This window comes from Mesorhizobium sp. ANAO-SY3R2 (assembly GCF_042466635.1).
Classification (GTDB): Bacteria; Pseudomonadota; Alphaproteobacteria; order Rhizobiales; family Rhizobiaceae; genus Aminobacter.
Genome location: NZ_CP159955.1, coordinates 3,407,677 through 3,433,874 on the forward strand (window position 1 = coordinate 3,407,677; position 26,198 = coordinate 3,433,874).

30 protein-coding genes are annotated in these 26,198 nt (G+C 65.0%); 17 read left to right on the top strand and 13 right to left on the bottom strand.

The window, feature by feature from the left end:
* Positions 1-53 precede the first annotated feature (53 nt).
* Genes ABSY17_RS21325 through ABSY17_RS21335 form a run of 3 tightly spaced genes read right to left on the bottom strand, consistent with a single transcriptional unit; the run spans position 54 to position 3,336 of the window.
* Positions 54-806 carry an alpha/beta fold hydrolase gene (locus ABSY17_RS21325; RefSeq protein ID WP_378945160.1) on the bottom strand — a complete coding sequence of 251 codons (753 nt, stop codon included), beginning with the start codon at positions 804-806 and terminating at the stop codon, positions 54-56.
* Between the two features lie 17 nt (positions 807-823).
* The gene (lepA, locus tag ABSY17_RS21330; protein ID WP_378945162.1) at positions 824-2,632 is read right to left on the bottom strand and encodes a translation elongation factor 4; all 1,809 of its coding nucleotides are present in this window, start codon (positions 2,630-2,632) and stop codon (positions 824-826) included.
* Positions 2,633-2,691: 59 nt separating this feature from the next.
* On the bottom strand, positions 2,692-3,336 hold the full coding sequence (locus ABSY17_RS21335; protein ID WP_378945165.1) for a TetR/AcrR family transcriptional regulator: 645 nt from the start codon (positions 3,334-3,336) through the stop codon (positions 2,692-2,694).
* 234 nt (positions 3,337-3,570) lie between these two features.
* On the opposite strand from ABSY17_RS21335, the gene ABSY17_RS21340 reads away from it, so the two are divergent.
* The 7 genes from ABSY17_RS21340 to ABSY17_RS21370 all read left to right on the top strand — a co-directional run bounded on the left by ABSY17_RS21340 (position 3,571) and on the right by ABSY17_RS21370 (position 9,502).
* On the top strand, positions 3,571-4,512 hold the full coding sequence (locus ABSY17_RS21340; RefSeq protein ID WP_378945168.1) for a homocysteine S-methyltransferase family protein: 942 nt from the start codon (positions 3,571-3,573) through the stop codon (positions 4,510-4,512).
* Positions 4,513-4,676: 164 nt separating this feature from the next.
* Positions 4,677-5,273 carry a GNAT family N-acetyltransferase gene (locus ABSY17_RS21345; RefSeq protein WP_378945169.1) on the top strand — a complete coding sequence of 199 codons (597 nt, stop codon included), beginning with the start codon at positions 4,677-4,679 and terminating at the stop codon, positions 5,271-5,273.
* A gap of 50 nt (positions 5,274-5,323) precedes the next feature.
* Positions 5,324-6,070 carry a hypothetical protein gene (locus tag ABSY17_RS21350; protein ID WP_378945172.1) on the top strand — a complete coding sequence of 249 codons (747 nt, stop codon included), beginning with the start codon at positions 5,324-5,326 and terminating at the stop codon, positions 6,068-6,070.
* 55 nt (positions 6,071-6,125) lie between these two features.
* Positions 6,126-6,464: a hypothetical protein gene (locus ABSY17_RS21355; RefSeq protein ID WP_378945175.1), complete on the top strand. Its 339-nt coding sequence runs from the start codon at positions 6,126-6,128 to the stop codon at positions 6,462-6,464.
* A 179-nt stretch (positions 6,465-6,643) separates the two neighbouring features.
* A complete protein-coding gene (locus tag ABSY17_RS21360; protein WP_378945178.1) occupies positions 6,644-7,342 on the top strand; it encodes a phosphatase PAP2 family protein in 699 nt (232 codons plus the stop codon).
* 78 nt (positions 7,343-7,420) lie between these two features.
* Positions 7,421-7,666: a helix-turn-helix domain-containing protein gene (locus ABSY17_RS21365; protein WP_378945181.1), complete on the top strand. Its 246-nt coding sequence runs from the start codon at positions 7,421-7,423 to the stop codon at positions 7,664-7,666.
* An 81-nt stretch (positions 7,667-7,747) separates the two neighbouring features.
* Positions 7,748-9,502: a SulP family inorganic anion transporter gene (locus ABSY17_RS21370; protein WP_378952944.1), complete on the top strand. Its 1,755-nt coding sequence runs from the start codon at positions 7,748-7,750 to the stop codon at positions 9,500-9,502.
* Between the two features lie 288 nt (positions 9,503-9,790).
* Here the strand turns inward: ABSY17_RS21370 and ABSY17_RS21375 are convergent, their stop codons facing one another.
* Positions 9,791-11,047, bottom strand: coding sequence for an Hsp70 family protein (locus tag ABSY17_RS21375; protein ID WP_378945183.1), 1,257 nt, complete (start codon positions 11,045-11,047; stop codon positions 9,791-9,793).
* Between the two features lie 211 nt (positions 11,048-11,258).
* On the opposite strand from ABSY17_RS21375, the gene ABSY17_RS21380 reads away from it, so the two are divergent.
* From ABSY17_RS21380 to ABSY17_RS21390, 3 genes are all read left to right on the top strand, one after another.
* On the top strand, positions 11,259-11,876 hold the full coding sequence (locus ABSY17_RS21380; RefSeq protein ID WP_378945186.1) for a LysE family translocator: 618 nt from the start codon (positions 11,259-11,261) through the stop codon (positions 11,874-11,876).
* Between the two features lie 154 nt (positions 11,877-12,030).
* Entirely contained in the window at positions 12,031-13,011 is a 981-nt protein-coding gene (gene cysK, locus ABSY17_RS21385) for a cysteine synthase A (RefSeq protein ID WP_378945189.1), read from the top strand.
* Positions 13,012-13,217: 206 nt separating this feature from the next.
* Positions 13,218-13,838 (top strand): glutathione S-transferase family protein, encoded by a 621-nt coding sequence (locus ABSY17_RS21390; RefSeq protein ID WP_378945191.1) that lies wholly within the window; start codon positions 13,218-13,220, stop codon positions 13,836-13,838.
* A 243-nt stretch (positions 13,839-14,081) separates the two neighbouring features.
* Here the strand turns inward: ABSY17_RS21390 and ABSY17_RS21395 are convergent, their stop codons facing one another.
* Both ABSY17_RS21395 and ABSY17_RS21400 read right to left on the bottom strand, forming a co-directional pair.
* The gene (locus ABSY17_RS21395; RefSeq protein ID WP_378945194.1) at positions 14,082-14,234 is read right to left on the bottom strand and encodes a hypothetical protein; all 153 of its coding nucleotides are present in this window, start codon (positions 14,232-14,234) and stop codon (positions 14,082-14,084) included.
* 279 nt (positions 14,235-14,513) lie between these two features.
* Positions 14,514-15,194 carry an ArsR/SmtB family transcription factor gene (locus ABSY17_RS21400; RefSeq protein WP_378945197.1) on the bottom strand — a complete coding sequence of 227 codons (681 nt, stop codon included), beginning with the start codon at positions 15,192-15,194 and terminating at the stop codon, positions 14,514-14,516.
* An 83-nt stretch (positions 15,195-15,277) separates the two neighbouring features.
* Between ABSY17_RS21400 and ABSY17_RS21405 the strand changes: the two genes are divergently transcribed.
* Complete coding sequence (locus ABSY17_RS21405) at positions 15,278-15,478, top strand: DUF1127 domain-containing protein (RefSeq protein ID WP_378945199.1); 201 nt, start codon at positions 15,278-15,280, stop codon at positions 15,476-15,478.
* 76 nt (positions 15,479-15,554) lie between these two features.
* A complete protein-coding gene (locus ABSY17_RS21410) occupies positions 15,555-15,887 on the top strand; it encodes an NIPSNAP family protein (protein ID WP_378945202.1) in 333 nt (110 codons plus the stop codon).
* 79 nt (positions 15,888-15,966) lie between these two features.
* Here the strand turns inward: ABSY17_RS21410 and mbfA are convergent, their stop codons facing one another.
* Positions 15,967-16,950 (bottom strand): iron exporter MbfA, encoded by a 984-nt coding sequence (gene mbfA / locus ABSY17_RS21415; protein WP_378945205.1) that lies wholly within the window; start codon positions 16,948-16,950, stop codon positions 15,967-15,969.
* Positions 16,951-17,118: 168 nt separating this feature from the next.
* Here mbfA and ABSY17_RS21420 point away from each other — a divergent pair, with 168 nt between their 5' ends.
* Positions 17,119-17,442: a hypothetical protein gene (locus ABSY17_RS21420; protein WP_378945208.1), complete on the top strand. Its 324-nt coding sequence runs from the start codon at positions 17,119-17,121 to the stop codon at positions 17,440-17,442.
* 123 nt (positions 17,443-17,565) lie between these two features.
* On the opposite strand, the gene ABSY17_RS21425 is transcribed toward ABSY17_RS21420, so the two are convergent.
* From ABSY17_RS21425 to ABSY17_RS21445, 5 genes are all read right to left on the bottom strand, one after another.
* Positions 17,566-18,387 (bottom strand): DUF2066 domain-containing protein, encoded by an 822-nt coding sequence (locus ABSY17_RS21425; RefSeq protein WP_378945211.1) that lies wholly within the window; start codon positions 18,385-18,387, stop codon positions 17,566-17,568.
* A gap of 59 nt (positions 18,388-18,446) precedes the next feature.
* Positions 18,447-19,595: an ABC transporter permease gene (locus tag ABSY17_RS21430; RefSeq protein WP_378945213.1), complete on the bottom strand. Its 1,149-nt coding sequence runs from the start codon at positions 19,593-19,595 to the stop codon at positions 18,447-18,449.
* The gene (locus ABSY17_RS21435; protein WP_378945215.1) at positions 19,592-20,509 is read right to left on the bottom strand and encodes an ATP-binding cassette domain-containing protein; all 918 of its coding nucleotides are present in this window, start codon (positions 20,507-20,509) and stop codon (positions 19,592-19,594) included. Before ABSY17_RS21435 ends, ABSY17_RS21430 begins: the two co-directional genes overlap by 4 nt.
* 99 nt (positions 20,510-20,608) lie before the next feature.
* Positions 20,609-21,559: an HlyD family secretion protein gene (locus ABSY17_RS21440; protein WP_378945218.1), complete on the bottom strand. Its 951-nt coding sequence runs from the start codon at positions 21,557-21,559 to the stop codon at positions 20,609-20,611.
* Positions 21,556-22,242 carry a CerR family C-terminal domain-containing protein gene (locus tag ABSY17_RS21445; protein WP_378945221.1) on the bottom strand — a complete coding sequence of 229 codons (687 nt, stop codon included), beginning with the start codon at positions 22,240-22,242 and terminating at the stop codon, positions 21,556-21,558. The genes ABSY17_RS21440 and ABSY17_RS21445 overlap by 4 nt, the downstream gene beginning before the upstream one ends.
* Positions 22,243-22,318: 76 nt before the next feature.
* On the opposite strand from ABSY17_RS21445, the gene ABSY17_RS21450 reads away from it, so the two are divergent.
* The 4 genes from ABSY17_RS21450 to ABSY17_RS21465 all read left to right on the top strand — a co-directional run bounded on the left by ABSY17_RS21450 (position 22,319) and on the right by ABSY17_RS21465 (position 25,986).
* Positions 22,319-22,792 (top strand): CYTH domain-containing protein, encoded by a 474-nt coding sequence (locus ABSY17_RS21450; protein WP_378945223.1) that lies wholly within the window; start codon positions 22,319-22,321, stop codon positions 22,790-22,792.
* A complete protein-coding gene (locus ABSY17_RS21455) occupies positions 22,789-23,733 on the top strand; it encodes a CHAD domain-containing protein (RefSeq protein ID WP_378945226.1) in 945 nt (314 codons plus the stop codon). The genes ABSY17_RS21450 and ABSY17_RS21455 overlap by 4 nt, the downstream gene beginning before the upstream one ends.
* 48 nt (positions 23,734-23,781) lie before the next feature.
* Positions 23,782-24,573, top strand: a complete 792-nt coding sequence (locus tag ABSY17_RS21460; protein ID WP_378945229.1) for a YiiX/YebB-like N1pC/P60 family cysteine hydrolase — start codon at positions 23,782-23,784, stop codon at positions 24,571-24,573.
* Between the two features lie 126 nt (positions 24,574-24,699).
* On the top strand, positions 24,700-25,986 hold the full coding sequence (locus ABSY17_RS21465) for a calcium-binding protein (RefSeq protein WP_378945231.1): 1,287 nt from the start codon (positions 24,700-24,702) through the stop codon (positions 25,984-25,986).
* 11 nt (positions 25,987-25,997) lie between these two features.
* On the opposite strand, the gene ABSY17_RS21470 is transcribed toward ABSY17_RS21465, so the two are convergent.
* Positions 25,998-26,195 carry a hypothetical protein gene (locus ABSY17_RS21470; protein ID WP_378945234.1) on the bottom strand — a complete coding sequence of 66 codons (198 nt, stop codon included), beginning with the start codon at positions 26,193-26,195 and terminating at the stop codon, positions 25,998-26,000.
* Positions 26,196-26,198: the final 3 nt, after the last annotated feature.

The window sequence follows — 26,198 nt, forward strand, 5'->3', positions numbered from 1 at the left end:
AATGTCCTTCCCCCTGGCTGTCTTCGGCAGCGCCCGACAGCCCAAAGCCCGATTCAGAGCCAGGCGCCGAGAAGGGCTGCGAAGCGCGCCGGATCCTTCTCAGGCAGCATGTGGTCGGCGCCTTCGACCGGCAACTCTTTCGCGTCGGGCACGGCGCGGGCGACGGCCTGCGAGGCAATCGCAAAGAGCGGCCGGGTGCGGCTGCCATATGCGACGGTGAGCGGCACGGAAATGGTGGCAAGGTCGGCGGCCGTGATGTCGGCCGGCGGCCGGCCGCCGCCCATGAGGAGCGGCATCATGCGCACGCTTTCGAGGTAGCGGGCACGACGTTCCGGGTCGAGCGCGCCATAACAACCTTCGCCGCCGGAGCTTTCGAAGAGCGCTTCAACCGCAGCCTGCGGCCCATGGTCGGCAAGCGCTGCGGCCACCGGACCGAAGGCGGCGCCGGCGTCCGCACCATAGGCCGGCAATTCGTCGGAGGCGAGGTACGTGTGCAGGCCCGGCTCGTAGAGGAAGGCCTTGGCAAAGAGATCCGGCCGCTTGATCAGGGCAAGCAGGGCGACATGGCTCGACCAAGACCAGGCCGCGACTGCCACAGGAAGTGTCGCCTCGGCCCCGACCAGTGCGATGAGCTGATCGGCGTGAATCTCGGTAGAGAAGGCACTACCGTCGTCGTCCCACGCGCCGGATCCGAACCAGCGCATGGTGGGCGTGGCGACCTGAAGGCCTGCGGGCAACGCCTCCACCACTGGCCGCCAGAGCGTGCCGTCGCCGGGTGCACCGTGAAGGAGGAAGAGCGTTGCCATGGGCTAGAAGGCTCGCCTCAGCTATCGCCCATCTTCAGCGCCTGGATGAACGCTTCCTGCGGGATGTCGACCTTGCCGAACTGGCGCATGCGCTTCTTGCCCTCTTTCTGCTTCTCGAGCAGCTTGCGCTTGCGGGAGACGTCGCCGCCGTAGCACTTGGCGGTAACGTCCTTGCGCAGGGCGGAGATGGTTTCGCGGGCAATAACCTTGCCGCCGATGGCCGCCTGGATCGGGATCTTGAACATGTGCTGCGGGATCAATTCCTTCAGCTTCTCGACCATGACGCGGCCGCGCTTTTCGGCAGCCGTGCGGTGGACCAGCATGCTAAGCGCGTCGACCGGCTCCTCGTTGACCAGGATCGACATCTTGACCAGGTCGCCCTCGCGGTAGTCGGTGAGGTGGTAGTCGAAGGAGGCGTAGCCCTTGGAGATCGACTTCAGCCGGTCGTAGAAGTCGAACACGACCTCGTTGAGCGGCAGGTCGTAGACCAGCATGGCGCGTTTGCCGACATAGGAGAGGTCGGCCTGGATGCCGCGGCGCTCCTGGCAGAGTTTCAGGATCGAGCCAAGATAGTCGTCGGGGGTGAGGATGGTGGCGCGGATCCACGGCTCCTCGATCGCGGCGATCTTGACCACGTCGGGCATGTCGGCGGGGTTGTGCAGTTCCTTGGTCGAACCGTCGTTGAGGTTCATGCGGTAGACAACGCTAGGGGCGGTGGCGATGAGGTCGAGGTTGAACTCGCGCTCGAGCCGCTCCTGGATGATCTCGAGGTGCAGAAGGCCGAGGAAGCCGCAGCGGAAGCCGAAGCCGAGGGCGGCCGAGGTTTCCATTTCATAGGAGAAAGAGGCGTCGTTGAGGCGCAGCTTGCCCATCGCCGCGCGCAAATCCTCGAAGTCGGCGGCGTCGACCGGGAACAGGCCGCAGAACACCACCGGCTGGGCCGGCTTGAAGCCCGGCAGGGCTTTTGCGGTCGGGCGTTTGTCCTCGGTGATGGTGTCGCCGACGCGGGTGTCGGCCACTTCCTTGATCGAGCCGGTGAAGAAGCCGAACTCGCCAGGGCCGAGCTCGTCGACCTGGATCATCTTTGGCGTGAAGACGCCGGTGCGCTCGACCAGATATTTGGCGTTGGTCTCCATCATGCGGATGGTCTGGCCCTTCTTGAGCTTGCCATCGATGATGCGCACCAGAACGATGACGCCGAGATAGGTGTCATACCAGCTGTCGACCAGCATGGCTTTCAGCGGCGCGTCGGCGTCGCCCTCGCGCGGCGGCGGCAGCTGGGTGACGATCGCCTCCAGCACATCAGGGATGCCGAGACCGGTCTTGGCCGAGATGTAGACGGCCTGCGAAGCGTCGATGCCGATGACTTCCTCGACCTGCTCCTTGATGCGCTCGGGCTCGGCGGCTGGCAGGTCGATCTTGTTCAGGACCACGACGATCTCGTGGTTGTTGTCGATGGCCTGGTAGACGTTGGCGAGCGTCTGGGCCTCAACGCCCTGGGAAGCGTCAACGACGAGCAGCGAGCCCTCGCAGGCCGACAGCGAACGCGACACTTCATAGGCGAAGTCGACGTGGCCGGGCGTGTCGATCAGGTTGAGGACGTAGTCCTCGCCGTTCTTGGCCTTGTAGTTGAGGCGAACGGTCTGGGCCTTGATGGTGATGCCGCGCTCGCGCTCGATGTCCATGTTGTCGAGGACCTGCTCGGTCATCTCGCGCTGCTCCAGCCCGCCGGTGGACTGGATCAGCCGGTCGGCAAGCGTCGACTTGCCGTGATCGATGTGGGCAACGATGGAGAAATTGCGGATGTGGTCGAGCGGTGTGGTCATGCGCGCGCTTTAGCAGGGGCGGAAAGGCTTCACAAGCGCGGCTTTGCGTGGCGAAAGGCTCAAGCCGTGGCCACTTGCACCGGACGCGCGATCTCGGCGGGCGCAAACAGCAGCTTGACGAAGGCGCGGAAGGCCAACACCTGCCGTTCGAGCCGGCTGGGGTCGTCGAGCAGCCGGGACATGATGATGCCGCCGTCGACGACGCAGGACATCATGGCGGCGACGGTGTCGAGGTCGATCGCTTCGCGCGGCGCATGGACCGCCACAATGTCGTCGAGCGTGGCGCGGAAGCGGGCGTTCCAGCGCTGGACCGACTGGGCGGCGATGGCGCGGACCTCGCGGTCGAACAGGCGCTCCTGGTAGCAGACCGAGGCAATGAGGCAGCCAGGATGGCCGCTGGGCAGGTCGGCCAAGACCTCGGCCAGCAGCTTGAGGCCGATGAGGAACGCCTGGAGCGGATCGTCGGAGAGCTGGCGGCCGCGGCCGAAGACGTTGTCGAAGAGCCGGTCGTTGGTCTCGACGTAGCGCAACAGCATGGCGCGGGCGAGCTCGTTCTTGTCGCGGAAATGGTAGAAGAAGCCGCTCTTGGTGATGCCGGCCTCGGCGATGACCTCGTCGATCGAGGTGGCGCCAAAACCCTTGGCGAGCACCGAGGCCTCGGCGATCGCCAGGATGCGCTCGCGGGTTTCCACGCCTTTGCCCATGCACGGGCTCCAGAACACTGCACCTGCGGTACGGTTTTCGGCCGACGTAGCATAGCACCAAAGGCAACTTTGCGGCCACCGCGCAGGCCAACTAATTGAAACGAAAAGACAAAGCGGAAAATCTCCGCGACCGCACCGCGCGTTTTCTAGTTCTGGCGGGGGCCTGCCCCGATACTTGGCCATTGCCGAACCGGTGCCATCGGGCGCCGGCGGCGAGCTTCACCGGAGACAGTCATGGCCAGATATCGCAACGACCTGCCGCAGATGAAGGGCGGCACTTTCCTCAGCGACGGCGGCATCGAGACGACGCTGATCTTCCACGACGGCTTGGACCTGCCGCATTTCGCCGCCTTCGTGCTACTCGACACGGACGAAGGCCGGGCCCGGCTCAAGCGCTACTACGAAAGATATCTCGGCATCGCGCGGGCGCGCGGCACGGGCTTCGTGCTCGACAGCGCCACCTGGCGGGCCAGTTCCGACTGGGGCGTCAAGCTCGGCTATGACGCGGCCGCGCTGAAGGCGATCAACATCAATGCCATCCGCCTGCTCGAGGAATTGCGCGCGGAGTGGGAGACCGAGACGATGCCGCTGGTGGTCAGCGGCGCGATCGGCCCGCGCGGGGACGGCTACAAGGCGGGCCGGATGACGGCTGCAGAGGCCGAGGCCTACCATCTGGCGCAGGTCGAGACTTTCGCCGAGGCCGGCGCCGACATGGTGGCGGCCTTTACGATGAACACGATCGACGAGGCGATCGGCATCGCCCGAGCGGCCAAGCGAATCGGCATACCTTGCGCGATCTCGTTCACGGTCGAGACCGACGGGCGGCTGGTGACGGGCAGCACGCTGAAAGAGGCGATCGAGACGACCGATCAGGCAACCGACGCCTATCCGCTCTACTACATGATCAACTGCGCCCACCCGAGCCACTTTGCCCATGCGCTGGCCGCCGGCGAGCCATGGCTGGCAAGGGTTTATGGGGTCAAGGCCAACGCCTCGGCCCAAAGCCATGCCGAGCTCGACGAATCCGAAACGCTCGACGCGGGCGACCCTGATGATTTCGGTCAGCGCTACGGCGCACTCACGCGCGCATTTCCGACGATGCGCATCCTCGGCGGCTGCTGCGGCACCGACCATCGCCACATCGCGGCGGTGTGCGAGGCCTGCCTGCCGGCCTGAGTGGGCACCGCAGCTTTACTGACCAAACCAATGGCGGGACGGCGGGTCCCGCCGCTTGCGACAGCCGCCAGTTGACGCGGGCCCCTGCACGCGCTCCAATATGCGGGAAAGGGTTCATTGCGCATGGCGCGGCGCCGTAGTGGCAGCCAGGAGGGAGCGCGGCAATGTCGGACGAAGCTTGGCAGAGCGACGGCGGGCTTGCCGCTCATGCCCGCCCCGCGACAAAGAGTGACGCCGCGATACTGGCCAAGCTGGTCAACATGGCCGGCGACGGCCTGCCGCTGCACCTGTGGACCAAGATGGCCGAAGGCGGCGACCCCTGGGAAGTGGGCCGGCAGCGGGCGCGCCGCGAGGAGGGCAGCTTTTCCTATCGCAACGCGGTGGTGCTGGAGCGCGGCCGGGTGCTGGCCTGCCTGATCGGCTACCCGATCGTGCCGGCGACACCCGATCCAGCCACGCCGGCAATGTTCGTGCCGATGAACGAACTCGAGGCGATGGCCGTCGGCAGCTGGTATGTGAACGTGATCGCCACCCTGCCAGAGGCGCGCGGCCAGGGTTTTGGCACGCGGCTGCTCGGCATGGCCGAGGAGATCGCCGAGACGACGGCATGCCAGGGCACAAGCCTGATCGTCTCGGACGCGAACGTCACGGCGCGCCGGCTCTATGACGAGACAGGCTACCGCGAGATCGCCAGCCGACCGATGGTCAAGGAAGACTGGGTCAATCCGGGCCAAAACTGGGTGCTGATGGTCAAGCCGTGAACCGGAACTCGCCCATCCCCCGCCCCGACACACGCTATTGCGACGATGCCATGCTGGCCTATGCCGCTGCACGCCGGGACTTCTTTCCCGGCGAGGCGCTGACTTTCGACAGGGCCTACCGGCTCGCCCATCTGCCGCTGGTCGCTCCCGATCATCCAGACGTGATCGAAAGCGAAGAAGGTAAGGATTATTTCAGCGGCCGATATGCGGCGACGCGCTACTCGCTGACCCTGCCCATCGACGCCGGCGAACTTGGCCGGTCGGGCGAATTCCAGGCATTCGAGCAAGAGCTGCGCCGGCTTTCTTTCAGCGCCAAGATCAACTGGGAGATCGGCCGCGAGCGTGCAGAGAAGCTCCACGCAACTGTGATCGGGGGCCTGAGCGAGGCGGACATAGAACCTTGCGCAAGGGCCGCCGCTGCAGCGTTGGCACCGTTCGGGGCGCTCTCGATCCGGCTCGGCGGACCGTTTCTCGGAACCATGAACACCGGCCGCATATACCTGCCCGTGTACCCGGAATGCCACGAAGGAAAAGACATATTGGGCCTGGTCCAGGCGGCCTGTGGCACCCGGCAATCCCGCTTCTATGGTGTCGGCTACTACCACTTTTCCGCGCCCCTCACCGTTGCCGAGACGGAAGAACTGGCCGGGCTGATAGAGCGGTGGCGCGAGAGCACGCTGGCCACGCTGGCGATTGGGTCGCTGGCGATCCAAGCGACGAACGACGACCTGGCGCTGTCAGGGCGGATCGTAACGTCGATTCCGGTTGGCGGCGGCCCCGAAGCGAGGCCCGCTTGACGCCCCTCGGTATTCAAGGCACATCGCAGGCTACTCTTCCGGAGCATTGCCCAAAATGTCTGTGATCGGCCTGTCGCTGCTTGGTTTTTCGACCGTCATCTTTCTGATCGCGGCAATGGTTGCCAAGACTTGGGGGCTAGAGCCCACCATCGGCAAGCTGGTGGTGACGCTGATCCTCTATTCGCTCGGCAACCTGGTGATGCTGCGCCTGGTGCGCGACTTCGGCATGTCGGTGTCGTTCTCCCTGTCGGCGGTGATCCAGCTGATCGCCGTCAACCTCGTCGCCATCATCTATTTCGGCGAGAAGCTGAGCGGCATCCAGGGCATCGGCGTAGGCCTTGCGGTGGTGGCCGTGGCGCTGATCACGCTGGGGCCTGCCATCGCCGGGAAGTGAATACGGCCACGGCCGGCGGCCGCTCGCGTTTCGGATCTTCAGTCACTCACACAGCAATTGAGCCGCCACAGGCCGGTGTGGAAATCTCGCTTCGCTGCGCTCTGCCGGCAACGTGACAGTTTCGCCGGAAATCGGCCGTGGTTATAGAGGCTCCTGGAGACACCAAGGACAGCCAAGCGATGCCCCAGACGTTGTGGAATAGAATCGAATTCTCGCTTTTGGCGGCGGGCATCATCATCGCCGGCGCGCTGTGGGGCTTCGTCGAACTGTCCGAAATCGCCCGCGACGCCGCCCCGCACGCCTTCGACACCGACATATTGCTGGCCTTCCGCGTGGCCGGCGAGCCCAACAACCCGATCGGGCCATCCTGGCTGGAAGAGGCGATGCGCGACATCACCGCGCTCGGCAGTGCGGCAGTGCTGATCTACATCACCGCGATCACAATCATCTATCTGTGCATGATCAGGCGCTGGGGGGCAGCGCTGTTCGTGTTCGTCTCGGTGGCCGGCGGGCAGGTACTGTCGAGCCTGCTCAAGCTCGGCATCGACCGGCCGCGGCCGGACCTCGTCTCGCATCTGGCGCAGGTGCACACGATGAGCTTTCCGAGCGGACATGCGATGCTTTCGGCGGTGACCTACCTGACGCTCGGCGCGCTGCTTGCGCGGTTCCTGCCAGGGCGCGCGACGACGCTCTTCGTCTTCGGCGTCGCCGTGCTGACGACGCTGATGGTCGGCATCAGCCGGGTGTATCTCGGCGTACACTGGCCCTCTGACGTGCTTGCCGGCTGGTGCGCCGGATTTGCCTGGGCAACCTTATGCTGGCTGGTCAGCCGCTACTTCTTGCGCCCCGGCGAAGAAGCCGACCAGGACATGCGTTGAACATCGACATTGATGGTTGAAACATCAACATGAATGTATGATACATTCATCCTGCGGATTGAGACGGGAACACCTGAAGTGATCACAGCCGCACAGATGCGCGCCGCACGGGCGCTGGCAGGTATCGACCAGAAGACGCTCGCCGAAATGGCGGGCGTGTCGGTGCCGACGATCCAGCGCATGGAAGCGAGCGAGGGCGTGGTGCGCGGCGTGGTCGACACGCTGACCAAGGTCATACAGGCGCTCGAGAACGCGGGCGTGGAGCTGATCGGCGAGAACGAAACGGGTGGCCGGGGCGTGCGCCTGAAAAAGCAGGCCGGCTGACTCCGGGCCCAGACGTTCCGCAGAAAAGTCGCGACGCGACCGCCGACAGCCATGCCGACGATCCGCCGCGTTTCGACGTGGATGTGGATGATGAACGCGGCAGACAGCAACACCGGATTGAAACACAAGCAGCCGACCTTCTGGGAGCTGTTCACCCCCAAGCTGGTGACGGTTTTCCGCGAAGGATACGGCGCCGGCCAGCTCAGGGCCGATGCGATTGCCGGCCTGACGGTGGCGATCGTGGCGCTGCCGCTGTCCATGGCGATCGCGATTGCGTCGGGCGTGTCGCCGGACCGGGGCCTGTTCACGGCGATCGTCGGCGGCTTCATCGTCTCCGCACTCGGCGGCAGCCGCTTTCAGATCGGCGGACCGGCGGGGGCCTTCATCGTGCTGGTGGCGGCGACGGTGGCCCGCGAGGGCGTCGAAGGGCTGCTGCTGGCGACCGCGATGTCCGGCGTCATGCTGGTTGCCGTCGGCTATCTTCGCCTCGGCACCTACATCAAGTTCATCCCCTACCCCGTCACCGTCGGTTTCACGGCGGGCATCGCCGTCATCATCTTTTCCAGCCAGTTGAGCGAAATGTTCGGGCTGACGCTCAACGGCAAGGAGCCGGGGGCTTTCCTGCCGAAGTTGCTGGCGCTGGCGGAAGCGGCCGGCACGCTCAACCCGTCGTCGGTAGCGGTGACGGCGCTGACCATCGGCACGATCGTGGTGCTCAAGCGCGGGCGGCCGCACTGGCCGGGCATGCTGATCGCGGTCGGCCTGGGCTCAATCGCCCCGGCCCTGCTGGCGCTGCCGGTGGAGACCATCGGCACACGTTTCGGCGGCATCCCGCGCAGCCTGCCGATGCCCGCCTTGCCCTCATTGAGCGTCGACAAGGCGATATCAGTGCTACCGGATGCCGTGGCGTTCACGCTGCTCGGCGCCATCGAGTCGCTGCTGTCGGCGGTCGTCGCCGACGGCATGACCGGACGGCGGCACCGCTCGAACTGCGAGCTGGTGGCGCAGGGTTTCGCCAATATCGGCTCGGCGCTGTTCGGCGGCATCTGCGTGACCGGCACGATCGCGCGCACCGCAACCAATGTGCGGGCCGGTGCGCGCGGGCCGGTCTCGGGCATGCTGCACTCGGCCTTCCTGCTCGCCTTCATGCTGGTGGCAGCACCGCTTGCCTCCTACATCCCGCTTGCCGCCCTTGCCGGCGTGCTCGCCGTGGTCGCCTGGAACATGGTCGAGAAGCAGGCCTTCGCGGCGCTGATGCGCTCGTCATGGGGCGATGCGCTGGTGCTGATGGTGACCTTCCTGCTGGTCGTGTTCCGCGACCTGACCGAGGGCATCGTCGTCGGCTTCGCGCTGGGGTCGGTGTTGTTCATCGACCGCATGTCCAAGAGCATCGCGGTCGAGACCGACCGGCCGCTGGTGCCGGAGGACGTGGCCGACACCACAAACGGCGGCCGCCATGCCTATGAGGCGGGCGATGCCGGTGACGCCGACACGGTGATCTACCGGATTTCGGGCGCGTTCTTCTTCGGCGCGGCCTCGACGGTGGGGGCGGTGCTCGACCGCATCGCCGACCAGCGCCGCAACTTCATCTTGGACTGCACGGCCGTGCCGTTCCTCGACTCGACCGCCGCCAACGTGCTGGAGGGGGCAGCGCGCAAGGCGGAGCGGGCAGGCGTGAAATTCTTCATCACCGGGACCACGCCCCAGATGCGGCGGATGCTGATCACCCACGGCGTGCGGCCGCCCCATGTCACCTACGCCGCCTCGGTGGAGGATGCGCAGGAGACGCTCAGGGCCGAAGCGCTACTGCCTCCTGAACCGTCGGCGACGTCATGACGGTCACGGCATAGATTCCCGACACTCTCCGCTCGTTTCACTCGCTCACGAGATCGGGAATGACGGATTGCCGGGGGCCTGCCGCCAATCTCCGATGTTGGTGATTGGCAGGAATGACAGGTTGCCGGGGTCCTGCCGCCATCTCCAGCGTCGGCGATTGGCGGGACCGCTACATGAAGCTCGTCATTCCCGACCTCGTGAGCGACCGCAGGGAGCGGAGAGTGTCGGGAATCCATGCCGCGACATTGCCGCGGCACCGACGCTGGAAACGCTACGGATGCCTCGTAGTCACCCAAACTTGCGCTGGGCGTCGAGCGCGAGGCCCAGACCAACGGAGCCGAAGGCATCGCCCTGGACGATCCGGGCTCCCGGCACCAGCGAAAGGATGCTCTGGCGCGCCAGCGGAATGGCGGTCGAACCGCCGGTGAGGAAGACGGCGGTGATATCAGAGGCTTGCACCTGCGCCTCGGCGAGTGTGTCGGCAACCGTCGCCGTCACTCGGCCAACCTCGGCGCGGATCGTGTCTTCCAGTCCCTGGCGGGTCATCGACGCGGTGAACTTCGCCGCCGGCAGCGAAACGTCGATCGTCGTCGCTTCGGCATCGGTCAGCTCGATCTTGGCCTTTTCCACCTTGGTCGCGAGCGCATGGCCGAAGCGCTCCTCGACCACCTCGATCATGCGGTCGACGAGGTCGGGGCGCTGCGCCTCGAAGCGGATCTGACGCAGGTCGAGCTTGGCCTTGGGTGTGTAGAGCAGGTTGATACGCTGCCAGGTGGCGAGGTCGATGAAATAGCCGGCCGGCAGGTTGCGCTTGCCGTCCTTGGTCGGCGTCAGATAGCCGAGCTCGGGCATGACATTGGCGATGGAGAGCAACCGGTCGAAATCGGTGCCGCCGATGTGCACGCCGCGGTTGGCCAGGATGTCGGCCTTGCGGTCGTTCGACGCCGCGCGCTCGGGCGAAACACGCACGATGGAAAAGTCCGAGGTGCCGCCGCCCATGTCGACGATCAGCGCCAGTTCCTCGCCGGTGACGGTGCGCTCGTAATCAAGTGCCGCCGCGATCGGTTCGAACTGGAAGTCGATGTGCTGGAAGCCTTGCGCACGGGCGGCCTTTTCCAGCTCACCCTGTGCGTCGGCGTCGGCCTTGGCGTCGTCGTCGACGAACTGGACCGGACGGCCGAGCACGACGTTTTCGACCGGCGCGCCGACATGGCCCTCGAGCTTGTCCTTGAGGTGGCCTACGAACATGCCGATGATGTCGGTGAACGCGATCTGGCGCGCCTTGATACGGGTCTTCTCATGCACGAGCGACGAACCGAGCACGCTTTTCAGCGCCCGCATCAGCCGGCCTTCGGCGCCGTCGGTGTATTCGCCGATGGCCCGGCGGCCGAGTGCTGTGTTGTCGTCCTCGAAATTGAAGAAGATCGCTGAGGGCAGCGTAACACTTTCGCCTTCCAGCGCGACAAGACGCGGGCGGCCGTTCTCGATCACACCGACGGTTGAGTTGGAAGTACCAAAGTCTATGCCGCCGAACGCCGGTCGCATCGCATCGTCCTGAATTTTCTGCGTGGGAGGGCGACCCAGAAATTTCCACATGGGCCGCAACGGGACCGTGCGCCTACACGACGGGGGCACGAATGTCGATGTCCGGAAGGTATTTTCTCAGAAAATGTGATCACTGGCCCAGTGCTCGCGACATTCACAGCAAGGCGCAACCATGCGATAGAACCGCGTCTTTCCGACCGTGAGCTTTTGCATGACCCTTGCCGGATTCCTCGCCTATAGCGGCACGCTTGCCGTGGCGGCCGCCATCCCCGGGCCGGGTGTGACGGCACTTGTGGCACGCGCGCTGGGCTCGGGCTTCCGCTCCTCGCTCGCCATGTCGCTGGGCCTGGTGCTCGGCGACCTCACCTATCTCACCGCGGTGGTACTGGGGCTCGCCATGGTGGCCCAGACCTTCGGCATGGTGTTCCTGGTGATCAAGTGGCTCGGCGTCGCCTATCTCGCATGGCTCGGCTGGTGCTTCTGGAAGACCGGGATCACGCCCGAGACGATCGAGGCCAAGAAGGGCAAGGACGGGTTTTTCGCGAGCATGCTGGCGGGGCTGACGCTGACGCTCGGCAATCCGAAGACGATGGTCTTCTATGTGGCGATCACGCCGACGGTGATCGACCTAAGGACCATCACGCTGGCCGACTACGGCATCCTCGTCGCCATCACCATTGTCGTGCTGCTGCTCGTGCTGGTGCCTTACTTGGCGCTGGCTTCGCAGGCTCGCTGGTTCCTGAAGACACCGCGCGCACTCAAGGCGCTGAACCGCACCGCCGCCGCTTTCATGATCGGTGCTGCGGCCGCCATCGCCGCCCGCCAATAAGGCTGGCTGGGGAATTCTATTCTACCAATCCGGCCTACACGGCAACTTGCTTCCATGAAATGCCGCTGATCAGCATGGCGGCCACTCGGAAATTGCCCTTCGGCACCCTATCTTCGTTCCCGGCAACATATGATTCCGGCAGGAAGCGAAGCTCATGAACAAACCCGTCACCTCCAAGCGCGCACCCGGCCGCGGCCGGATCTACGGCTCGATCACCGAGACCATCGGCGACACGCCGCTGGTGCGGCTCGACAAGTTCGCCAAGGAAAAGGGCGTGGTGGCGAACATCCTCGCCAAGCTCGAATTTTTCAATCCCATCGCCAGCGTCAAGGACCGCATCGGCGTCGCGATGATCGAGGCGCTGGAGGCGGAAGGCCGCATCACCCCGGGCAAGAGCACGCTGGTCGAGCCGACCTCGGGCAATACCGGCATCGCGCTGGCCTTCGCCGCCGCTGCCAAGGGATACAAGCTGATCCTGACCATGCCCGAGACGATGTCGCTCGAGCGCCGCAAGATGCTGGCGCTGCTCGGCGCCGAACTGGTGCTGACCGAAGGCGCCAAGGGCATGAAGGGCGCCATCGCCAAGGCCGAGGAACTGGTGCAGACCATCCCCAACTCCATCATCCCGCAGCAGTTCGAAAACCCGGCCAACCCGGAAATCCATCGCGAGACGACGGCGGAAGAAATCTGGAACGACACGCAAGGCGGCATCGACATCCTCGTCGCCGGCATCGGCACGGGGGGCACGATCACCGGCGTCGGCCAGGTGATCAAGAGCCGCAAACCGTCGCTGCATGTGGTGGCGGTCGAGCCCGAGGGATCGCCGGTGCTGTCGGGTGGCCAACCCGGCCCGCACAAGATCCAGGGCATCGGCGCTGGCTTCGCGCCCAAGGTGCTGGACACCTCGATCTATGACGAGATCATCAAGGTCTCCAACGAAGACGCGGTGGCCAATGCCCGCCTCGTCGCCCGCCTCGAAGGCGTGCCGGTCGGCATCTCCTCGGGTGCCGCCCTGCAGGCGGCGGTGGTCGCCGGTTCGCGGCCGGAGAATGCGGGCAAGAACATCGTCGTCATCATCCCCTCCTTCGCCGAACGCTATCTGTCCACCGTGCTGTTCGAAGGCCTGGGGGGCTAGAGGAGCCCTTCCACCGTCCTTACCCCCCTCCCCCTTGTGGGGAGGGGTTAGGGGTGGGCGCAACTTCAAGAAGATTCACCGGGCGGCGAGAGGCGCCTGGACCGGTGAAAATACTGCACTGGCGGGCGGGTACGGCGCTTGAGAAGCCGGGCTCGTGCATGTCAAATCCCGCGCTGCGGCCTCGGGCCGGCTGGGGGGACAAGACCATGTACAAGCTTTATTCGCGCGCCGGCAGCGGCGGCTTCGTCGTCGAGGCTGCACTCGAACTCGCAGGCGCGCCCTTCGAACGCATCGATGTGGTCAAGGGCATCGATCCCGACGAACAATTCCGCAAGATCAGTCCGCTCGGCCAGGTGCCGACTTTGGTGCTGCCGGACGGCAACTCGATGACGGAGTCAGCCGCCATCTGCCAATTGATAGCCGAACGCCATTCCCATGCGCGGCTGGCGCCCGTCCCGGATGCCTCAGGGCGTGCCGAGTTCCTGCGCTGGTCGGCATTCATGACCTCGGTGATGTACCCGGCAGTGCTGCGCATCTACTACGCCCAGCGATACACAACTCATGCGGAAGGCGCCGAGGCGGTCAAGGCTGCGGCGATCGCGGAAGTCGACCGTGGCTTCGGCATCCTCGACGCGGCGCTCGAAACGAAGCAATGGCTCGCCGGCGAGCACATGTCGATTGCCGATATCTACCTGTTGATGCTCGCGCACTGGCATCCCGAGCCGCGCAAGGCGGAATCTGCATGGCCCAACATCGCGCGAGTGTGCGCCATGTTGCGGGACGTCCCTGTCCTCAAGGATCTCAACGTCCGCCACGAATTGTGGTGAGGCGCTACAGTGCCGCGCGTCCGATGCTTCGCCCTTGCCGAAGAACCGTTGCGGTCCTCGGGGGCGAAGCGTGCGGTTGTCCTGGGAGGGAGCTTGGATGTGCCGGGCTTGCGCCGCCGGCAAGCGGAGGCGCCTTAGCGGCGGGTCGAGGCGATTGCCCGGCGTTCGCCGCGCAAGGTGGTGCTGCGGTGATCGCCGACGGGCCGGCAGATCCGGCTCTGGTGGCGTCCGGTGACGGTCATGTCAGTGGAACGTCACGCGGGTGTGGAGCGAATGCTCGCGGCGCGCACAGGCCGGGCCCGGGCCGCGCATGTAGTGACGTTCGGGACGATAGGTCGGGGCGATGAATTCGCGAAACGCCACAGCGGCGTGAGTGAGTTGGTTCCAGATAGCCATTGTTCTTATCCCTGTCCGTTCGGAAGCTCGTTCCGAATGTGGACGCAACCATAGTCGCCGGTTGTGAATCTTCGGTGAACGCGATCTTAATCTTCGTGTGAAAATGCCTCCGATCGTGTCTGAAATGCGTTCTTTTCTAGGCATTTAGGCGGGATCGGGCGGCATTGGTTAACGTGTGACTTTTGCACCACAGAAGTAACCGCCGATTGCCGGCGAACTATCCACAGGTTTCCACCTGTGGTTACAATTCAGGGTCGTCCGTGGACGGCGGCACCACCTTCAGCCGAGGAAGGTCTTTTCGAACGCCTTGCGCCCCGGCGGGGTGAACTCCACGGTGCGGCTGCCGGCCGGCCGCCGTGCCCATTTCTCGGCGAGGATCTTGTCGAGGATCGCAGCCCCGAGCGAACCGGCGAGGTGCGAACGGCGCACGCTCCAGTCGAGGCAGGCGCGGCACATCGGCCGGCGGGCATTGCCGAGGCGCTCGGTGTCGATGCCGATCGCCGAGAAGAACGATTGCCCCGCCGGGCCGAGGCGGAGAGCGTCGGCGTCGCGGACCACGATTTCCTCGGCGACGAAGCGTTCAAGCATCGCCACCGCGTGCTCGCCGGCGAGATGGTCGTAGCAGACGCGCGCCTGCCGCATCCCGGCGTCCCTGGGCCCGGGCCTCGTCCTGATAGGGCCGGCCTGCGCCGCCACGCCCATGATCGATTCCAGCATCGTCGCGACCTGCGGCCCGGCGAGCCCGAAATAGCGGTGGCGGCCCTGGCTGGCGAGCTTGAGCAGGCCGCCCTCGACCAGCTTGGCGAGATGCGAGCTTGCCGTGGGCAGGCCGACGCCGGCCTCCAGCGCCAGTTCGCTGGCGGTGAGCGCGCCGCCGTCCATCAGCGCGGTCAGCATGTTGGCGCGGGCCGGGTCGCCGACCAGGCTGGCGATGCGGGCGATGTCGGGGCCTTCCTTCATGGCGATACCACCTCCATCGTTCGATGCTAGTCGAAGCATATCCGTCGGGCAAGGCGTAGTCTCCGGCCAGAAAGGAGATCACCATGACCACGACCACCGCGAACGGTGCATCGCTGCTGCGGCCGACGCGGACATTGTTCCGCGCCTTCCGCTTCCTCTCCCGCTGCTACAACCGCTACCAGCAGCGGCTCGACCTGTCGGAACTGAGCGACGAGGCGCTGGACGACATCGGCCTCACCCGCCGCGACGTGACCCGCGAATGCTCACAGCCCTTCTGGCGCTGAGGCGCAGCCTGCCACGCATCCCGGCCTGATGTTTCGATGCCGGCCGAACCATTCCCGAAATTCACGGAGACGGAAAATGACCATCACCTGCTTCATCCGCTACCAGATCGACCCGTTCGGCAAGGCGGCCTTCGAGGAGTACGCCCGCAACTGGGGCCGGGCGATCCCGCGCTGCGGAGCCGACCTGATCGGCTACTTCGCCCCGCATGAGGGATCGGCAACGACCGCCTACGGCGTCTACAACGTCGAAAACCTCGCCGCCTACGAGGCCTATCGGTCGCGGCTCGCCGCCGACCCGCTCGGCCGCGAGAACTATGAATTCGCCAGGAGAGAGAAGTTCATCAGACGCGAGGACCGCATTTTCCTCAAGCTGGCATCCGGCCCGCACGCGCAGCTGGAGGGGGTGTAGACGAGGCGGACAGCGGGCGACCTCACCCGGCCACGCTCGACCGACCTCTCCCCGGTGGGGAGAGGCGATCTGAGGTCACTCAGGCGTTGCCGATCAACACGCCTGCGGCAAGGACCAGCGCGCCACCGAGCACGACCTGGAAAGTGGCGCGCAGGAACGGCGTTTCCATGTAGCGGTTCTGGATGAAGGCGATGGCCCAGAGCTCGAAGAACACCACGATGACGGCGATCGTCGTCGCCGTCCAGAAATGCGGGATGAGATAGGGCAGCGCGTGGCCGAGGCCGCCGACCGTCGTCATGATGCCGGAGGCAAGCCCGCGCTTGAGCGGCGAGCCGCGGCCCGACAGCTTGCCGTCGTCATGGGCCGCCTCGGTGAAGCCCATGGAGATGCCGGCACCGACCGAGGCCGACAGGCCGATCAGGAAGGTCTGCCAGGTGTCCTGGGTGGCGAATGCCGCGGCGAAGATCGGCGCCAGCGTGGAGACCGAGCCGTCCATCAGTCCGGCGAGGCCCGGCTGGACATAGGTAAGGATAAACTGGCGCCTTTCGCCTGCCGCCTCCTCTTCCTTCACATCCTCGGGCACATGCTTGTCGCCGAGCAAGTGGGCCAGCGACTCGTGGCCCTGCTCGGCGGCGGCGAGGTCGCCCAACAGCTTGCGCGTCGAGGCGTCGCTGGTGCGCTTGATGGCCTCGACGTAGAAACGATAGGCCTGCCGCTCCATCGCCTCGGCCTGATCTCGCACCTTGTCGATGCCGAGCGGCCGCACCAGCCAGTCCGGCTTGCGCTCGTAGTAGCCGCGGACATGCTCGCGGCGGATCAGCGGGATGCGCTCGCCGAAGCGGGCGCGGTGCAGTTCGATCAGGGCGGCGCGGTGGCCGTCCTCTTCCTCGGCCATGGCGTCGAAGACCTTGGCCGATTGCGGAAACTCCTCGCGCAGGCCGTCGGCATAGGCGCGGTAGATGCGGGCATCATCTTCCTCGGACGAGATGGCGAGCGCCAGGATCTCCTGTTCGGACAGAGAATCGAAGGCGCGGCGGCCAAGGCCGAAGACACGGGACAACATGAGTGGAAATTCCTAGTTTAGAATTATTCTAAACTATAAGCCGCACGATGGCTGGTCAATCCACTTGGCCGACCGGAGACAAATTTCGCGCGGTGAAACGGCATTCCTTGTTATAGCCAAATGTTCACCTATATAGGCTAACCTGAGCCAATAGACAGGACCACAGCCATGGCGGCCCATCGGCAAGCGCACCACATCGACCCCAAGCCCGTGCTCGAGCTGATCGCCAGCATCGAGGCGGACCTTTTGCGCCTCAAGGGAATGCTGGAGCCGCCGGCGGAAGAGTTCGATCCGGCCAATCCGCACAACAAGAGCTGCGACGGCAAGCTGACCGAGCAGGGTGTCGAATGCTGCTACCGCATGTTCGATGAGGGCAAGTCGCGCTATTCGGTTTCCCGGGCGATGAAGATCTCGTTCGCCGCCGCCACCCACCGCTTCAACGCCTGGCGCAAGGCCGGCGGTGAAAAGCGGGTAAGGTCCTTGATGGGGTGAGGAACGTCCGGCCAAAGGCCGGCAAAAAGCCAACGATTTGACTTTTTGAGTTCCGAACGCCCGTAGCCATAGCGGAGGGCCGGGGTGCGTTCGAGCGAAGGGCACCCTCTTCCTCTCCACCTGCTAGGGCTCGCCATTGCCCGACAGCACCTGCGCCGCGCCGGCGACGCCATCGCGGAAGGCATCGTCGAAGCCGACCCCGCGGATCTCCCAGTGCCGCACCGTACCGGAAGATGCTAGGCGCCAATCGGCGACCCAGCCCAGCGCCGCATCACTCCAGACCATTTTCCCCGACAGCGCCAGATCGGTGCCGGCCGAGGTCGCCAGCGCTCCAAGTCGGCCGTCGCTAGCTGTACCGTCGGCGACGATGCCGGCGCGAGACAATTGTTGCAAGCTGGGCAGGACGAGCGGCAGCGCCAGCCTGTCGGCAGCGGCGGCAAGGGCCGCGCGCATGTCCTCGTCGCGACCGCCCCGGCTGTCGCTTGCAAGGAGGTATTCAGCGCCCTTCATGTCGCGGATGGCGATGGCGGCGACAAGACGCGGGCGCACCAGCCAAGGCTTGCGGCCGAGCCTTTCCAGGAACGCATCCAGCTTGGCCGGATCGAAGACGCAAGCGAGGTCGTGCGGGCGGTCGTAGCTGCCCTGCTCGTCATGGATAGGGATGCCGGCGAGGCGGTCGCGGAAGCTGTAGCTCGCGACGAGGTCGCCGGCGTGGCTTGCCTGTTCGGCGACGAGCGGTTCGTCGAGCAGGCGCTGGTCGCCCGAGACCCTGACCAGAACGTCGCGGAAGCACTGGGCAAAACCGATGGCGCGGCGCGGTTCGGCGGTGCCGCTGGTGACGGTCCGCATGGTGTAGAGATCGGACGCGTTGGCAGGCGCGCCGGCCGGCAAAGCGGCAGCAACTACAAGAGCCCAAAGCCAGCCATGCGTTGCCCTGCGCGCCATGGTCGCCGCTCCCCCGAAGGCCGTCCAGAGGCTAGCAGAGGCGCATTCGGGAAAAAAGCTCAGTCCAGCGTGCGGCGGAACCTGAACAGCGCCAGCGCGGCGAAGAACACGACGAACAGCCCCAGGATGCCGATCTCATGAGCGATGGCGGGAAACTCGGCGCCCTTGAGCATGACGGCGCGGATGATGCGCAGGAAATGCGTTAGCGGCAGGATCTCGCCAAATGCCTGCGCCCAGCCGGGCATGCCGCGATAGGGGAACATGAAACCGGAGAGCAGGATCGACGGAAGGAAGAAGAAGAAGGTCAGCTGCATCGCCTGCATCTGGGTCCGCGCGGTGGTCGAGATAGTGTAGCCGAGCAGCACCAGCGCCATGACGAAGACCAGGATCGCCGACAAGAGCAGCGACAGAGAGCCGACGAAGGGCACGCCGAACAGGAGCTTGGCCGCACCCAGCACCACCACGACCTGCACCGCGCCGACGCCGAGGTAGGGCAGCACCTTGCCGAGCATGATCTCGGCGGGGCTGGCCGGCATTGCGAGCAGGTTTTCCATCGTGCCGCGCTCGGTCTCGCGCGTCAGCGCCATGGCCGTCATCATCACCATGGTCATCTGCAGGATGACGCCGAGCAGGCCGGGCACGATGTTGTATTGCGAGATGGCTTCGGGATTGTAGCGCTGGTGGACGACGACCTGGAGCTGGCCCTTGGCCGCCTCGGCGGCGGCGGCCTGCATGCCCTGCGCCCGAAGCAGCGCCCGGTTGGCGATGGTGCCGAGCGTCGAGATCGCGCCGCTCGAGGCGGACGGGTCGGTGGCGTCGGCCTCGATCAGGATCTGCGGCTGGTTGCCACTCGCCACGCGACGACCGAAATCGGATGGAATGGTGACTACGAAGGCGACCTTGCCGCTCGCCATCAGCTCCTCGGCCTCGGCGGCGGTGGTAGCCACATGGTCGAAGCGGTAGTAGTCGGTGTTCTGTAGCGCCGAAACGATGGCGCGCGTGTACTGGTCGTTGCTCATCGCCAGCAGCGCGGCGGGCAGCGTCTTGGGATCGCTGTTGATGGCGAAGCCGAACAGGATGAGCTGCATCAGCGGCACGCCGAGCATCATGGCGAAGGTGATGCGGTCGCGCCGCATCTGGATGAACTCCTTGATGAGCAGCGCCCCGAGCCGGGCAAAAGAGAACAAGCTGTCTGTGACGCGCTTCATGACATGTTGTCCCTGGAGCCCGCCATGAACTGGATGAACACGTCTTCCAGGCTGGTCTCGCCGGGCTCGACCGTCACGCCGGGGCGGTCGCGGATGTCGGTCAGCGCCGCTTCCAGCGCGGCCTGGTCGGAGCCGACGACATGCAGCGTCGCACCAAAGGGGGCGACCTGGTCGACGCCGGACCGGCCCTCGAGAGCTTCCGCCACTTGATCAAGGCCCGCGCCCGAGACGACGAAGGTGGTAAGCCCGGCATTGCGCACCACCTCCTCGACAGTGCCTGTGGCGAGCAGCTTGCCATAGGAGATGTAGCTGATGCGGTGGCAGCGCTCGGCCTCGTCCATGTAGTGGGTCGAGACCAGCACCGTCAGCCCGCCGCGCGCCAGCCGGTGGATCTCGTCCCAGAACTCGCGCCGCGCCTTGGGGTCGACGCCGGCGGTCGGCTCGTCGAGCAAGAGCAGTTTCGGCTTGTGCATGATGCAGGCGGCGAGCGCCAGGCGCTGCTTCCAGCCGCCCGACAGCGTGCCGGCAAGCTGGTCGCGCCGGCTGGCTAGGCCCAGATCCTCCAGCGTCGTCGCAACATGTTCCTCGACCGGCCGCAGCTTGTAGAGGCGGGCGACGAATTCGAGATTTTCGCCGATCGTCAGGTCCTCGTAGAACGAGAACCGCTGCGTCATGTAGCCGACCTCGCGCTTGATCAGCAGGCTCTCTGTGCGCAGGTCGTAACCCAGCACGTGGCCCTCGCCCTCATCAGGGGTCAGAAGCCCGCACATGATGCGGATGGTGGTGGTCTTGCCGGAGCCGTTGGGACCGAGGAAGCCGACGATCTCGCCCGCGGCAACCGTCATCGTGACATGGTCAACGACAGCCCTGCCGCCGTAGCGCTTGACGAGGTTCTTGACGTCGATGGCGTTCATTGTGGCTGGCCCGAAAGGAGCGAATAGGGAATAGCGAGTAGTGAGTAGGGAGTGGTTGTGAGCGCGCGGGTCATGACGTGCCTTGCTATTCGCTACTCGCTATTCGCTCTTTTCCAGCGCCACATCGACGATCTGCCCCGGCTGCAGCGGCGAGGACGGATCCACCGGCCGCGCCTCGACGAGGTAGACCAGCTTCTGCCGGGTTTCGAGCGAGTAGATCACCGGCGGGGTGAATTCGGGATCGGGCGAGACATAGCTGACCTTGGCCTTGATACCTGGGCCGCAGCCGTCGCAATTCACCGAAAGCAGCGTGCCGATCTTGACCTTGGAGAAGTCCGTTTCCGGGATGTAGACCACCAGCTTGACGGCGTCGTCGGGCAGCATTTCGAGCACCGGCGCCGACGGGCCGGCAAGATCGCCGGGATTGCGGATGACGTCGGTGATGCGGCCGGGTGCGGGTGCTGCGATGGAGCGCTGCGACAGGCGCCAGCGCGCCTGCTCGAGCTGTGCCTGGGCGACCTTGACGGCATTCTCGGCGGCCTTGATCGACTCGGCGCGCGCCGGCAGACGGCCAACCGCCAGATTGGCCGTTGCCTGGCCGATGGCCGCCTGGGCAACCTCGAGCTGCATCGTGGCGTCGTCAAGCTGGGCCTGGGTCGCCACGCCGCGCCTGGTGAGGTCCTGCGTTCGTATCAACGTGCGCTGCGCCTGGTCGCCCTGAGCCTTGGTCGAACGCACCGTGGCTTCAAGAACGGCGATCTCCTCCGGCCGCTTTCCGATCTCCAGATCGGCGAGCAGCGCCTGGGCCTGAGCCAGAGCAGCCTCGGCCTGTGCGACGGCAATGTTGGTATCCGCCTCCTCCATCAGCGCGACCGGAGTGCCTGTCTCGACCCGGTCGCCGCGCTTGACCGCGATCGAACTGACCTGCGTCACCTCGATCGGCGCGAGCTGGACGTAGTCGCCCTCGACATAGCCGACAGCGAGCGGGGCCGGGCCGGCGCAAGCCGAAAACAGCGACGCGGCGAAGGGAATGGAACAAAGGATGCTCATGGCTTTCCTGCCTTGCGCGCGGCGATGATGGCCGCAACGTTCTCCCTGGCGAGGCCGGCGACCTTGGCGGCCTCGCCCGGTCCGATGTCGGGCCAGCCCATGCGCCTGATGACGGCGGCGCGGGCGATGCGGAAATAGACCACCTGGCCGATCATCATGAAGACGGTCATGCGGGTGCGCTCGCTCTCCGCCTCCTCGCCGGTGGCTGCGGCCCAGAGCTGGCACAGACGCACGTGCAACGGCTCGAACACGCCTGTGTAGATACGATCAAGCGCATCGGTGGGCGTCGACAGTTCACGCAGCACGAACTGCACGATCTCGCCGGCCTCGGGACGGGCGACGATGAAGCCAACCATGCGCTCGACGGCGGCCGCGATCTGCGCCTCGGCTTCGGCTGGCGTCGCCGGCTCCGGCTGGGCCAGGGTGGTGCTGCCAAGCGCCTGGCTGGCGACCGACTGGATGGTGTCGACGATATAGTCGGCGGCGGCCAGCCTAAGGCCTTCCTTGCCGCCGAAATGATAGGCGATCGAGCCGATATTGGCGCCGGCGGCGGCGGCGATCTCGCGCGTCGAGGTGGCGTCGAATCCCTGCCTGCCGAACAGTTGCAGCGCCGCCATGACCAGCGCCGTGCGGGTGGCCTCGGGTGCGGAGGCAGGCGGTTGGGGCGTGCCTGTTCTGTTCATGAGAAAGATTTTAATCAATCGATTGATTAACGTCAATCATGTTGCGCTGCACGCCGCACCGCGCTTTACTGACGCAATGGCGAAGGAAGTCGAACGCAAGTTCCTGGTGGACGGGCAGGCGTGGCGTAGCCTGGTCGAAGACACGATCAATATCCAGCAATTCTACCTCGCCTCCAATCCCGGCCGCTCGGTGCGCCTGCGCATTTCCGACGGAAAGCGGGCCAAGCTGACGCTGAAATTCGGCTCCAGGGGCCGCGAGCGCGACGAATTCGAATACAAGGTGCCGCTGGCCGACGCGGAGGAAATGCGCCAGTTCGCCATCGGCCGCGTCATCGAGAAGACGCGCCACCATGTCCATCATGGCGGCTACCTCTACGAGATCGATGTCTTCGGCGGCGAGCTAAGCGGGCTGGTGATCGCCGAACTCGAGACGCCGGAACATGTCGCAGATTCGGAACTGCCGTCGTGGATCGGCCGGGAGGTCACCGGTGATCCGCACTACTACAACGCGACCCTTGCGCTCAGCGACGCCACCGGGGCCGTGGCATGAGCTTTCGCTTCGATCCGCGCCGGCCGCTGAACAGCGAGGTGCGACGGATCGCCAGCGAAGAAACCAACAAGATTGCCGCCCGCCTCAAGAGCGCCCGCAAAACCCCCGACACCGGTCTTCACGATGCCCGCAAGCGCATCAAGGCGCTCAGGGCGCTACTCACCCTGGTACGGCCGGGCGATGAAGCGATCTGCCGTGCCGAAAGCGATCGATTTGGGGACATATCCAGTTCAATCTCCGCTCCGCGCCAGGCGAGCGCCCTGATCGAGACCGTCGATCGGCTGGTCGACGACTTCCCCGACGAAGCAGACGCTGCCGGCCTTGCGGCCGTCCGGGCGATGCTGGTCCGTCATCGCACTGAAGTCGCCTATGGCGGAAGCGACCTGGGCGCAGTGCTCGACGCCGCCATTGCCGCGTGCCGGGAGGGCGCGACCCAGCTTGGAAAGCTGACGTTGACGGACACCCCGGACGAGGTCGCCGATGTACTGGCCGAGGGTTTGCGAGTGACACTGCGACGGGCACGAAAGGCGATGAAGCGCGCGCGCAAGCGCGGCCTGGCCGAAGATTTTCACGAATTGCGCAAGGCCACAAAGACGCATGCGGAACATCTGGCGCTACTGGACAAGTTGTGGCCGGACCCGGTCGATGAGCGCCGCGAACGTGCCGACGCGCTAGGCGAAAGCCTCGGCAACCTGCATGACGTCTTCGTCATGCGGGCCCTGATCGCTGGCCGCCATGCGCCTTTCGACGGAATCGAGCCGAAGCGCATGAGCAGACTGCTCAAGCGTTCGGAAAAGGCGCTGCGCAGGGTCAGCCTCGCTCGCGCGGAGGAATTGTTCGAGGAAAAGCCCAGGCAGGTGGCGCGCAACCTTGCTGAAGCGTGCCGCGCCCGGCTCAGGACGGGGATTGCGGCACCGGAGCCCGCCCACGGAGACAAGTAGCTGCTGGGCTGGAATCTTCGCTCGACCTCATGTTACCTGCTCTGCGTCATGACGCAGACCGCCGACACATTGCTCGATCGCCTCGGCCGCTGGCTCGCCAGCCGGCTGCAAGTGGAATCCTCCGGCTACGAGCCCTACACACCGTCCGATCCCGAAACCCTGCGACGCACGCTCGAGCCTGGCGACATCCTGCTCGTCGAGGGCAACCAGCACATTTCGGCGGCGATCAAGTACCTGACCCAATCGACCTGGTCGCATTCGGCGCTGTATGTCGGCGATGCGTTGCCCCAACCGGCCGACGGCTCGGAACGGCCGCGCCTCATCGAGGTCAATCTCGGCGAAGGCTGCGTTGCCAAGCCGCTGTCGAAATACCGCACCTACAACACCCGTATCTGCCGGGCCAACGGCCTGTCGCCAGAGGACCGCCAGCGTGTCGTCAGGTTCATGGTGGACAGGCTCGGCCTGAAATACGACCTGAAGAACATCTTCGACATGCTGCGCTATTTCCTGCCGACGCCGCCGGTGCCGGTGCGCTGGCGCCGCCGCATGATCGCCTTCGGCTCGGGCGACCCGACGCGCGCCATCTGTTCGTCTTTGATCGCCGAGGCCTATGGCCAGATCCGCTATCCGATCCTGCCTGAAATCACGCGCGCACCGGGCCGCGCCTCGGCGCAGTCGAAATACATGCGGCGCGAGATCATGCACATCCGGCATCATTCGCTATACACGCCCCGCGACTTCGACCTGTCGCCCTACTTCCGCATCGTCAAGCCGACGCTGGAATATGGCTTCGACTACAGGCAGGTGAGCTGGGGCGACCAGAAGGAAGTTGAAGTTTAAAGCGACAATAACCGCAGCTACATGAAAGCATTCTAAAGAACAGATTGCTTTATTGTTTTTTAGTGTTTTCACGTAAAAGTTGCCAAAAACTTCGCGCAGCTTCAACTCCGGCTTGGAAATGCACCCGTGCTGAAAATCCACACGCCCTCCATTTCCTACAGCTCGGTCTCGGTCAATCTTCTTCGGCAGTTGAATACGGCTGGCACGCAGGCGACCAGCAACTACGCCAAAAACCAGTCTCTACCCGGCCTGCAATCCTCCCCCAGCGCAGCGGTATCCGCGATCATGCGTATCCTCGTGGAGTCGGAAGGCTTCAAAGCATCGCTGAGTTCGACCGGCAACGCACTTGGTATGGAGGTCGAACGCTTTGAGTTCGACACAGGCTACCACATGGAGCACATCACGCAGGTCAGGGCGTCGGGTTCAGGCGACCTTGACCTGTCGGTCATATCCTCGAGCAAGGACTACATCTCCGCTGGTGCGGCGGGCGGCAACGATACGATTCAGGTCGTTGGGCACCGGATGATCGGCGTTACCGGTCAAAACGGCAACGACCATATCTCGGTCATTGGCCTCGCAAGCGACAGGCCGAGCGCTTACTATGACCCGACTGTCGATGTTGTCGATGGGGGTGACGGCAATGACACAATCGCAATCGCAAGCCAGGGCGGAGTGAGTCGCACCAGCGGCGGCGACGGCAACGATGCCATCGCCATTACAGCCCGGGGCCTGGTGGATGTCACCAGCGGCGGGGATGGCAATGACGCCATCGCCATTTCCACGACCGGCCGCGTTGATCGTCTCGAAGGCGGAGACGGAAACGACGCCATTGCGATTACCGCCGGCGGCGACGTTGATCGTATCTACGGAGGAGATGGGCGCGACGCGATTGCCGTTTCCACCAGAGGCAGCGTGTCCGGCCTGTATGGCGGCGACGGCGACGATGTCATCAACATCACCGCCGACGACACCAACTCGATCGACGGTGGCGATGGCGATGACGCCATTCGCGTGACAGCCAAATGGGGTGCAAATGCCAGTGGCGGCGACGGCAATGACGTGCTGCAGTTGGCTGGCCGCGAGATTTGGGCATCGGGCGGGACCGGCAACGACCGGATCAAGCTCGATAGTACTTCTGGCCATGCCGCGACCCTAAGGATGGCGGAAGGCGACGGCAACGATGTGGTAGAGACGAATGCGCCACTGAACATCGCACGCTACAGCGGCGAAGGCGCGACGCGCCTCGATCCTGCCAAGGCCATGCTGGCGCGCAATGACGACGGCACGGTCACGGTCAGGTTCGAAGGCAGCAACGACAGCGTCACAGTCAAGTTCACCGGGGCAATGGCAGGCCGCGAAATCGTCGCAAAGGTTGAGAACGGCAGCCTTTTGATCGGCCCCGCGAACAGCTGAACCTTCCCTCCTCAGTTGCCCGAGTTGTAGAAATCCTCGTCGAGGCGTCTTTCGAGCTCCAGCAGGTCGTCAGGTACGGTCAACCCCTGCGCGCGCAGTTCCCTGAACTTCTCGCGTAGCATTTCCTGCAATTCGCGCTGATCTGCGGGCTGATTGATCATCTGCTGGACGAGCAACTCGATCTGGGCCTTGATCTGTTCGAGCGCCATGGA

Excerpts from the sequence above, each read along its gene's own strand:
- ABSY17_RS21395 (WP_378945194.1), bottom strand. The coding sequence starts at position 14,234 with ATGGCTATCTGGAACCAACTCACTCACGCCGCTGTGGCGTTTCGCGAA.
- ABSY17_RS21390 (WP_378945191.1), top strand. The coding sequence starts at position 13,218 with ATGTACAAGCTTTATTCGCGCGCCGGCAGCGGCGGCTTCGTCGTCGAG.
- ABSY17_RS21380 (WP_378945186.1), top strand. The coding sequence starts at position 11,259 with ATGACCCTTGCCGGATTCCTCGCCTATAGCGGCACGCTTGCCGTGGCG.
- ABSY17_RS21450 (WP_378945223.1), top strand. The coding sequence starts at position 22,319 with ATGGCGAAGGAAGTCGAACGCAAGTTCCTGGTGGACGGGCAGGCGTGG.
- ABSY17_RS21400 (WP_378945197.1), bottom strand. The coding sequence starts at position 15,194 with ATGAAGGAAGGCCCCGACATCGCCCGCATCGCCAGCCTGGTCGGCGAC.
- ABSY17_RS21445 (WP_378945221.1), bottom strand. The coding sequence starts at position 22,242 with ATGAACAGAACAGGCACGCCCCAACCGCCTGCCTCCGCACCCGAGGCC.
- ABSY17_RS21435 (WP_378945215.1), bottom strand. The coding sequence starts at position 20,509 with ATGAACGCCATCGACGTCAAGAACCTCGTCAAGCGCTACGGCGGCAGG.
- ABSY17_RS21325 (WP_378945160.1), bottom strand. The coding sequence starts at position 806 with ATGGCAACGCTCTTCCTCCTTCACGGTGCACCCGGCGACGGCACGCTC.
- ABSY17_RS21440 (WP_378945218.1), bottom strand. The coding sequence starts at position 21,559 with ATGAGCATCCTTTGTTCCATTCCCTTCGCCGCGTCGCTGTTTTCGGCT.
- ABSY17_RS21370 (WP_378952944.1), top strand. The coding sequence starts at position 7,748 with ATGTGGATGATGAACGCGGCAGACAGCAACACCGGATTGAAACACAAG.
- cysK (WP_378945189.1), top strand. The coding sequence starts at position 12,031 with ATGAACAAACCCGTCACCTCCAAGCGCGCACCCGGCCGCGGCCGGATC.
- ABSY17_RS21420 (WP_378945208.1), top strand. The coding sequence starts at position 17,119 with ATGGCGGCCCATCGGCAAGCGCACCACATCGACCCCAAGCCCGTGCTC.
- mbfA (WP_378945205.1), bottom strand. The coding sequence starts at position 16,950 with ATGTTGTCCCGTGTCTTCGGCCTTGGCCGCCGCGCCTTCGATTCTCTG.
- ABSY17_RS21340 (WP_378945168.1), top strand. The coding sequence starts at position 3,571 with ATGGCCAGATATCGCAACGACCTGCCGCAGATGAAGGGCGGCACTTTC.
- ABSY17_RS21430 (WP_378945213.1), bottom strand. The coding sequence starts at position 19,595 with ATGAAGCGCGTCACAGACAGCTTGTTCTCTTTTGCCCGGCTCGGGGCG.
- ABSY17_RS21350 (WP_378945172.1), top strand. The coding sequence starts at position 5,324 with ATGCTGGCCTATGCCGCTGCACGCCGGGACTTCTTTCCCGGCGAGGCG.
- ABSY17_RS21405 (WP_378945199.1), top strand. The coding sequence starts at position 15,278 with ATGACCACGACCACCGCGAACGGTGCATCGCTGCTGCGGCCGACGCGG.
- ABSY17_RS21410 (WP_378945202.1), top strand. The coding sequence starts at position 15,555 with ATGACCATCACCTGCTTCATCCGCTACCAGATCGACCCGTTCGGCAAG.
- ABSY17_RS21355 (WP_378945175.1), top strand. The coding sequence starts at position 6,126 with ATGTCTGTGATCGGCCTGTCGCTGCTTGGTTTTTCGACCGTCATCTTT.
- ABSY17_RS21345 (WP_378945169.1), top strand. The coding sequence starts at position 4,677 with ATGTCGGACGAAGCTTGGCAGAGCGACGGCGGGCTTGCCGCTCATGCC.
- ABSY17_RS21470 (WP_378945234.1), bottom strand. The coding sequence starts at position 26,195 with ATGGCGCTCGAACAGATCAAGGCCCAGATCGAGTTGCTCGTCCAGCAG.
- ABSY17_RS21460 (WP_378945229.1), top strand. The coding sequence starts at position 23,782 with ATGACGCAGACCGCCGACACATTGCTCGATCGCCTCGGCCGCTGGCTC.
- ABSY17_RS21375 (WP_378945183.1), bottom strand. The coding sequence starts at position 11,047 with ATGCGACCGGCGTTCGGCGGCATAGACTTTGGTACTTCCAACTCAACC.
- ABSY17_RS21455 (WP_378945226.1), top strand. The coding sequence starts at position 22,789 with ATGAGCTTTCGCTTCGATCCGCGCCGGCCGCTGAACAGCGAGGTGCGA.
- ABSY17_RS21335 (WP_378945165.1), bottom strand. The coding sequence starts at position 3,336 with ATGGGCAAAGGCGTGGAAACCCGCGAGCGCATCCTGGCGATCGCCGAG.
- ABSY17_RS21360 (WP_378945178.1), top strand. The coding sequence starts at position 6,644 with ATGCCCCAGACGTTGTGGAATAGAATCGAATTCTCGCTTTTGGCGGCG.
- ABSY17_RS21425 (WP_378945211.1), bottom strand. The coding sequence starts at position 18,387 with ATGGCGCGCAGGGCAACGCATGGCTGGCTTTGGGCTCTTGTAGTTGCT.
- lepA (WP_378945162.1), bottom strand. The coding sequence starts at position 2,632 with ATGACCACACCGCTCGACCACATCCGCAATTTCTCCATCGTTGCCCAC.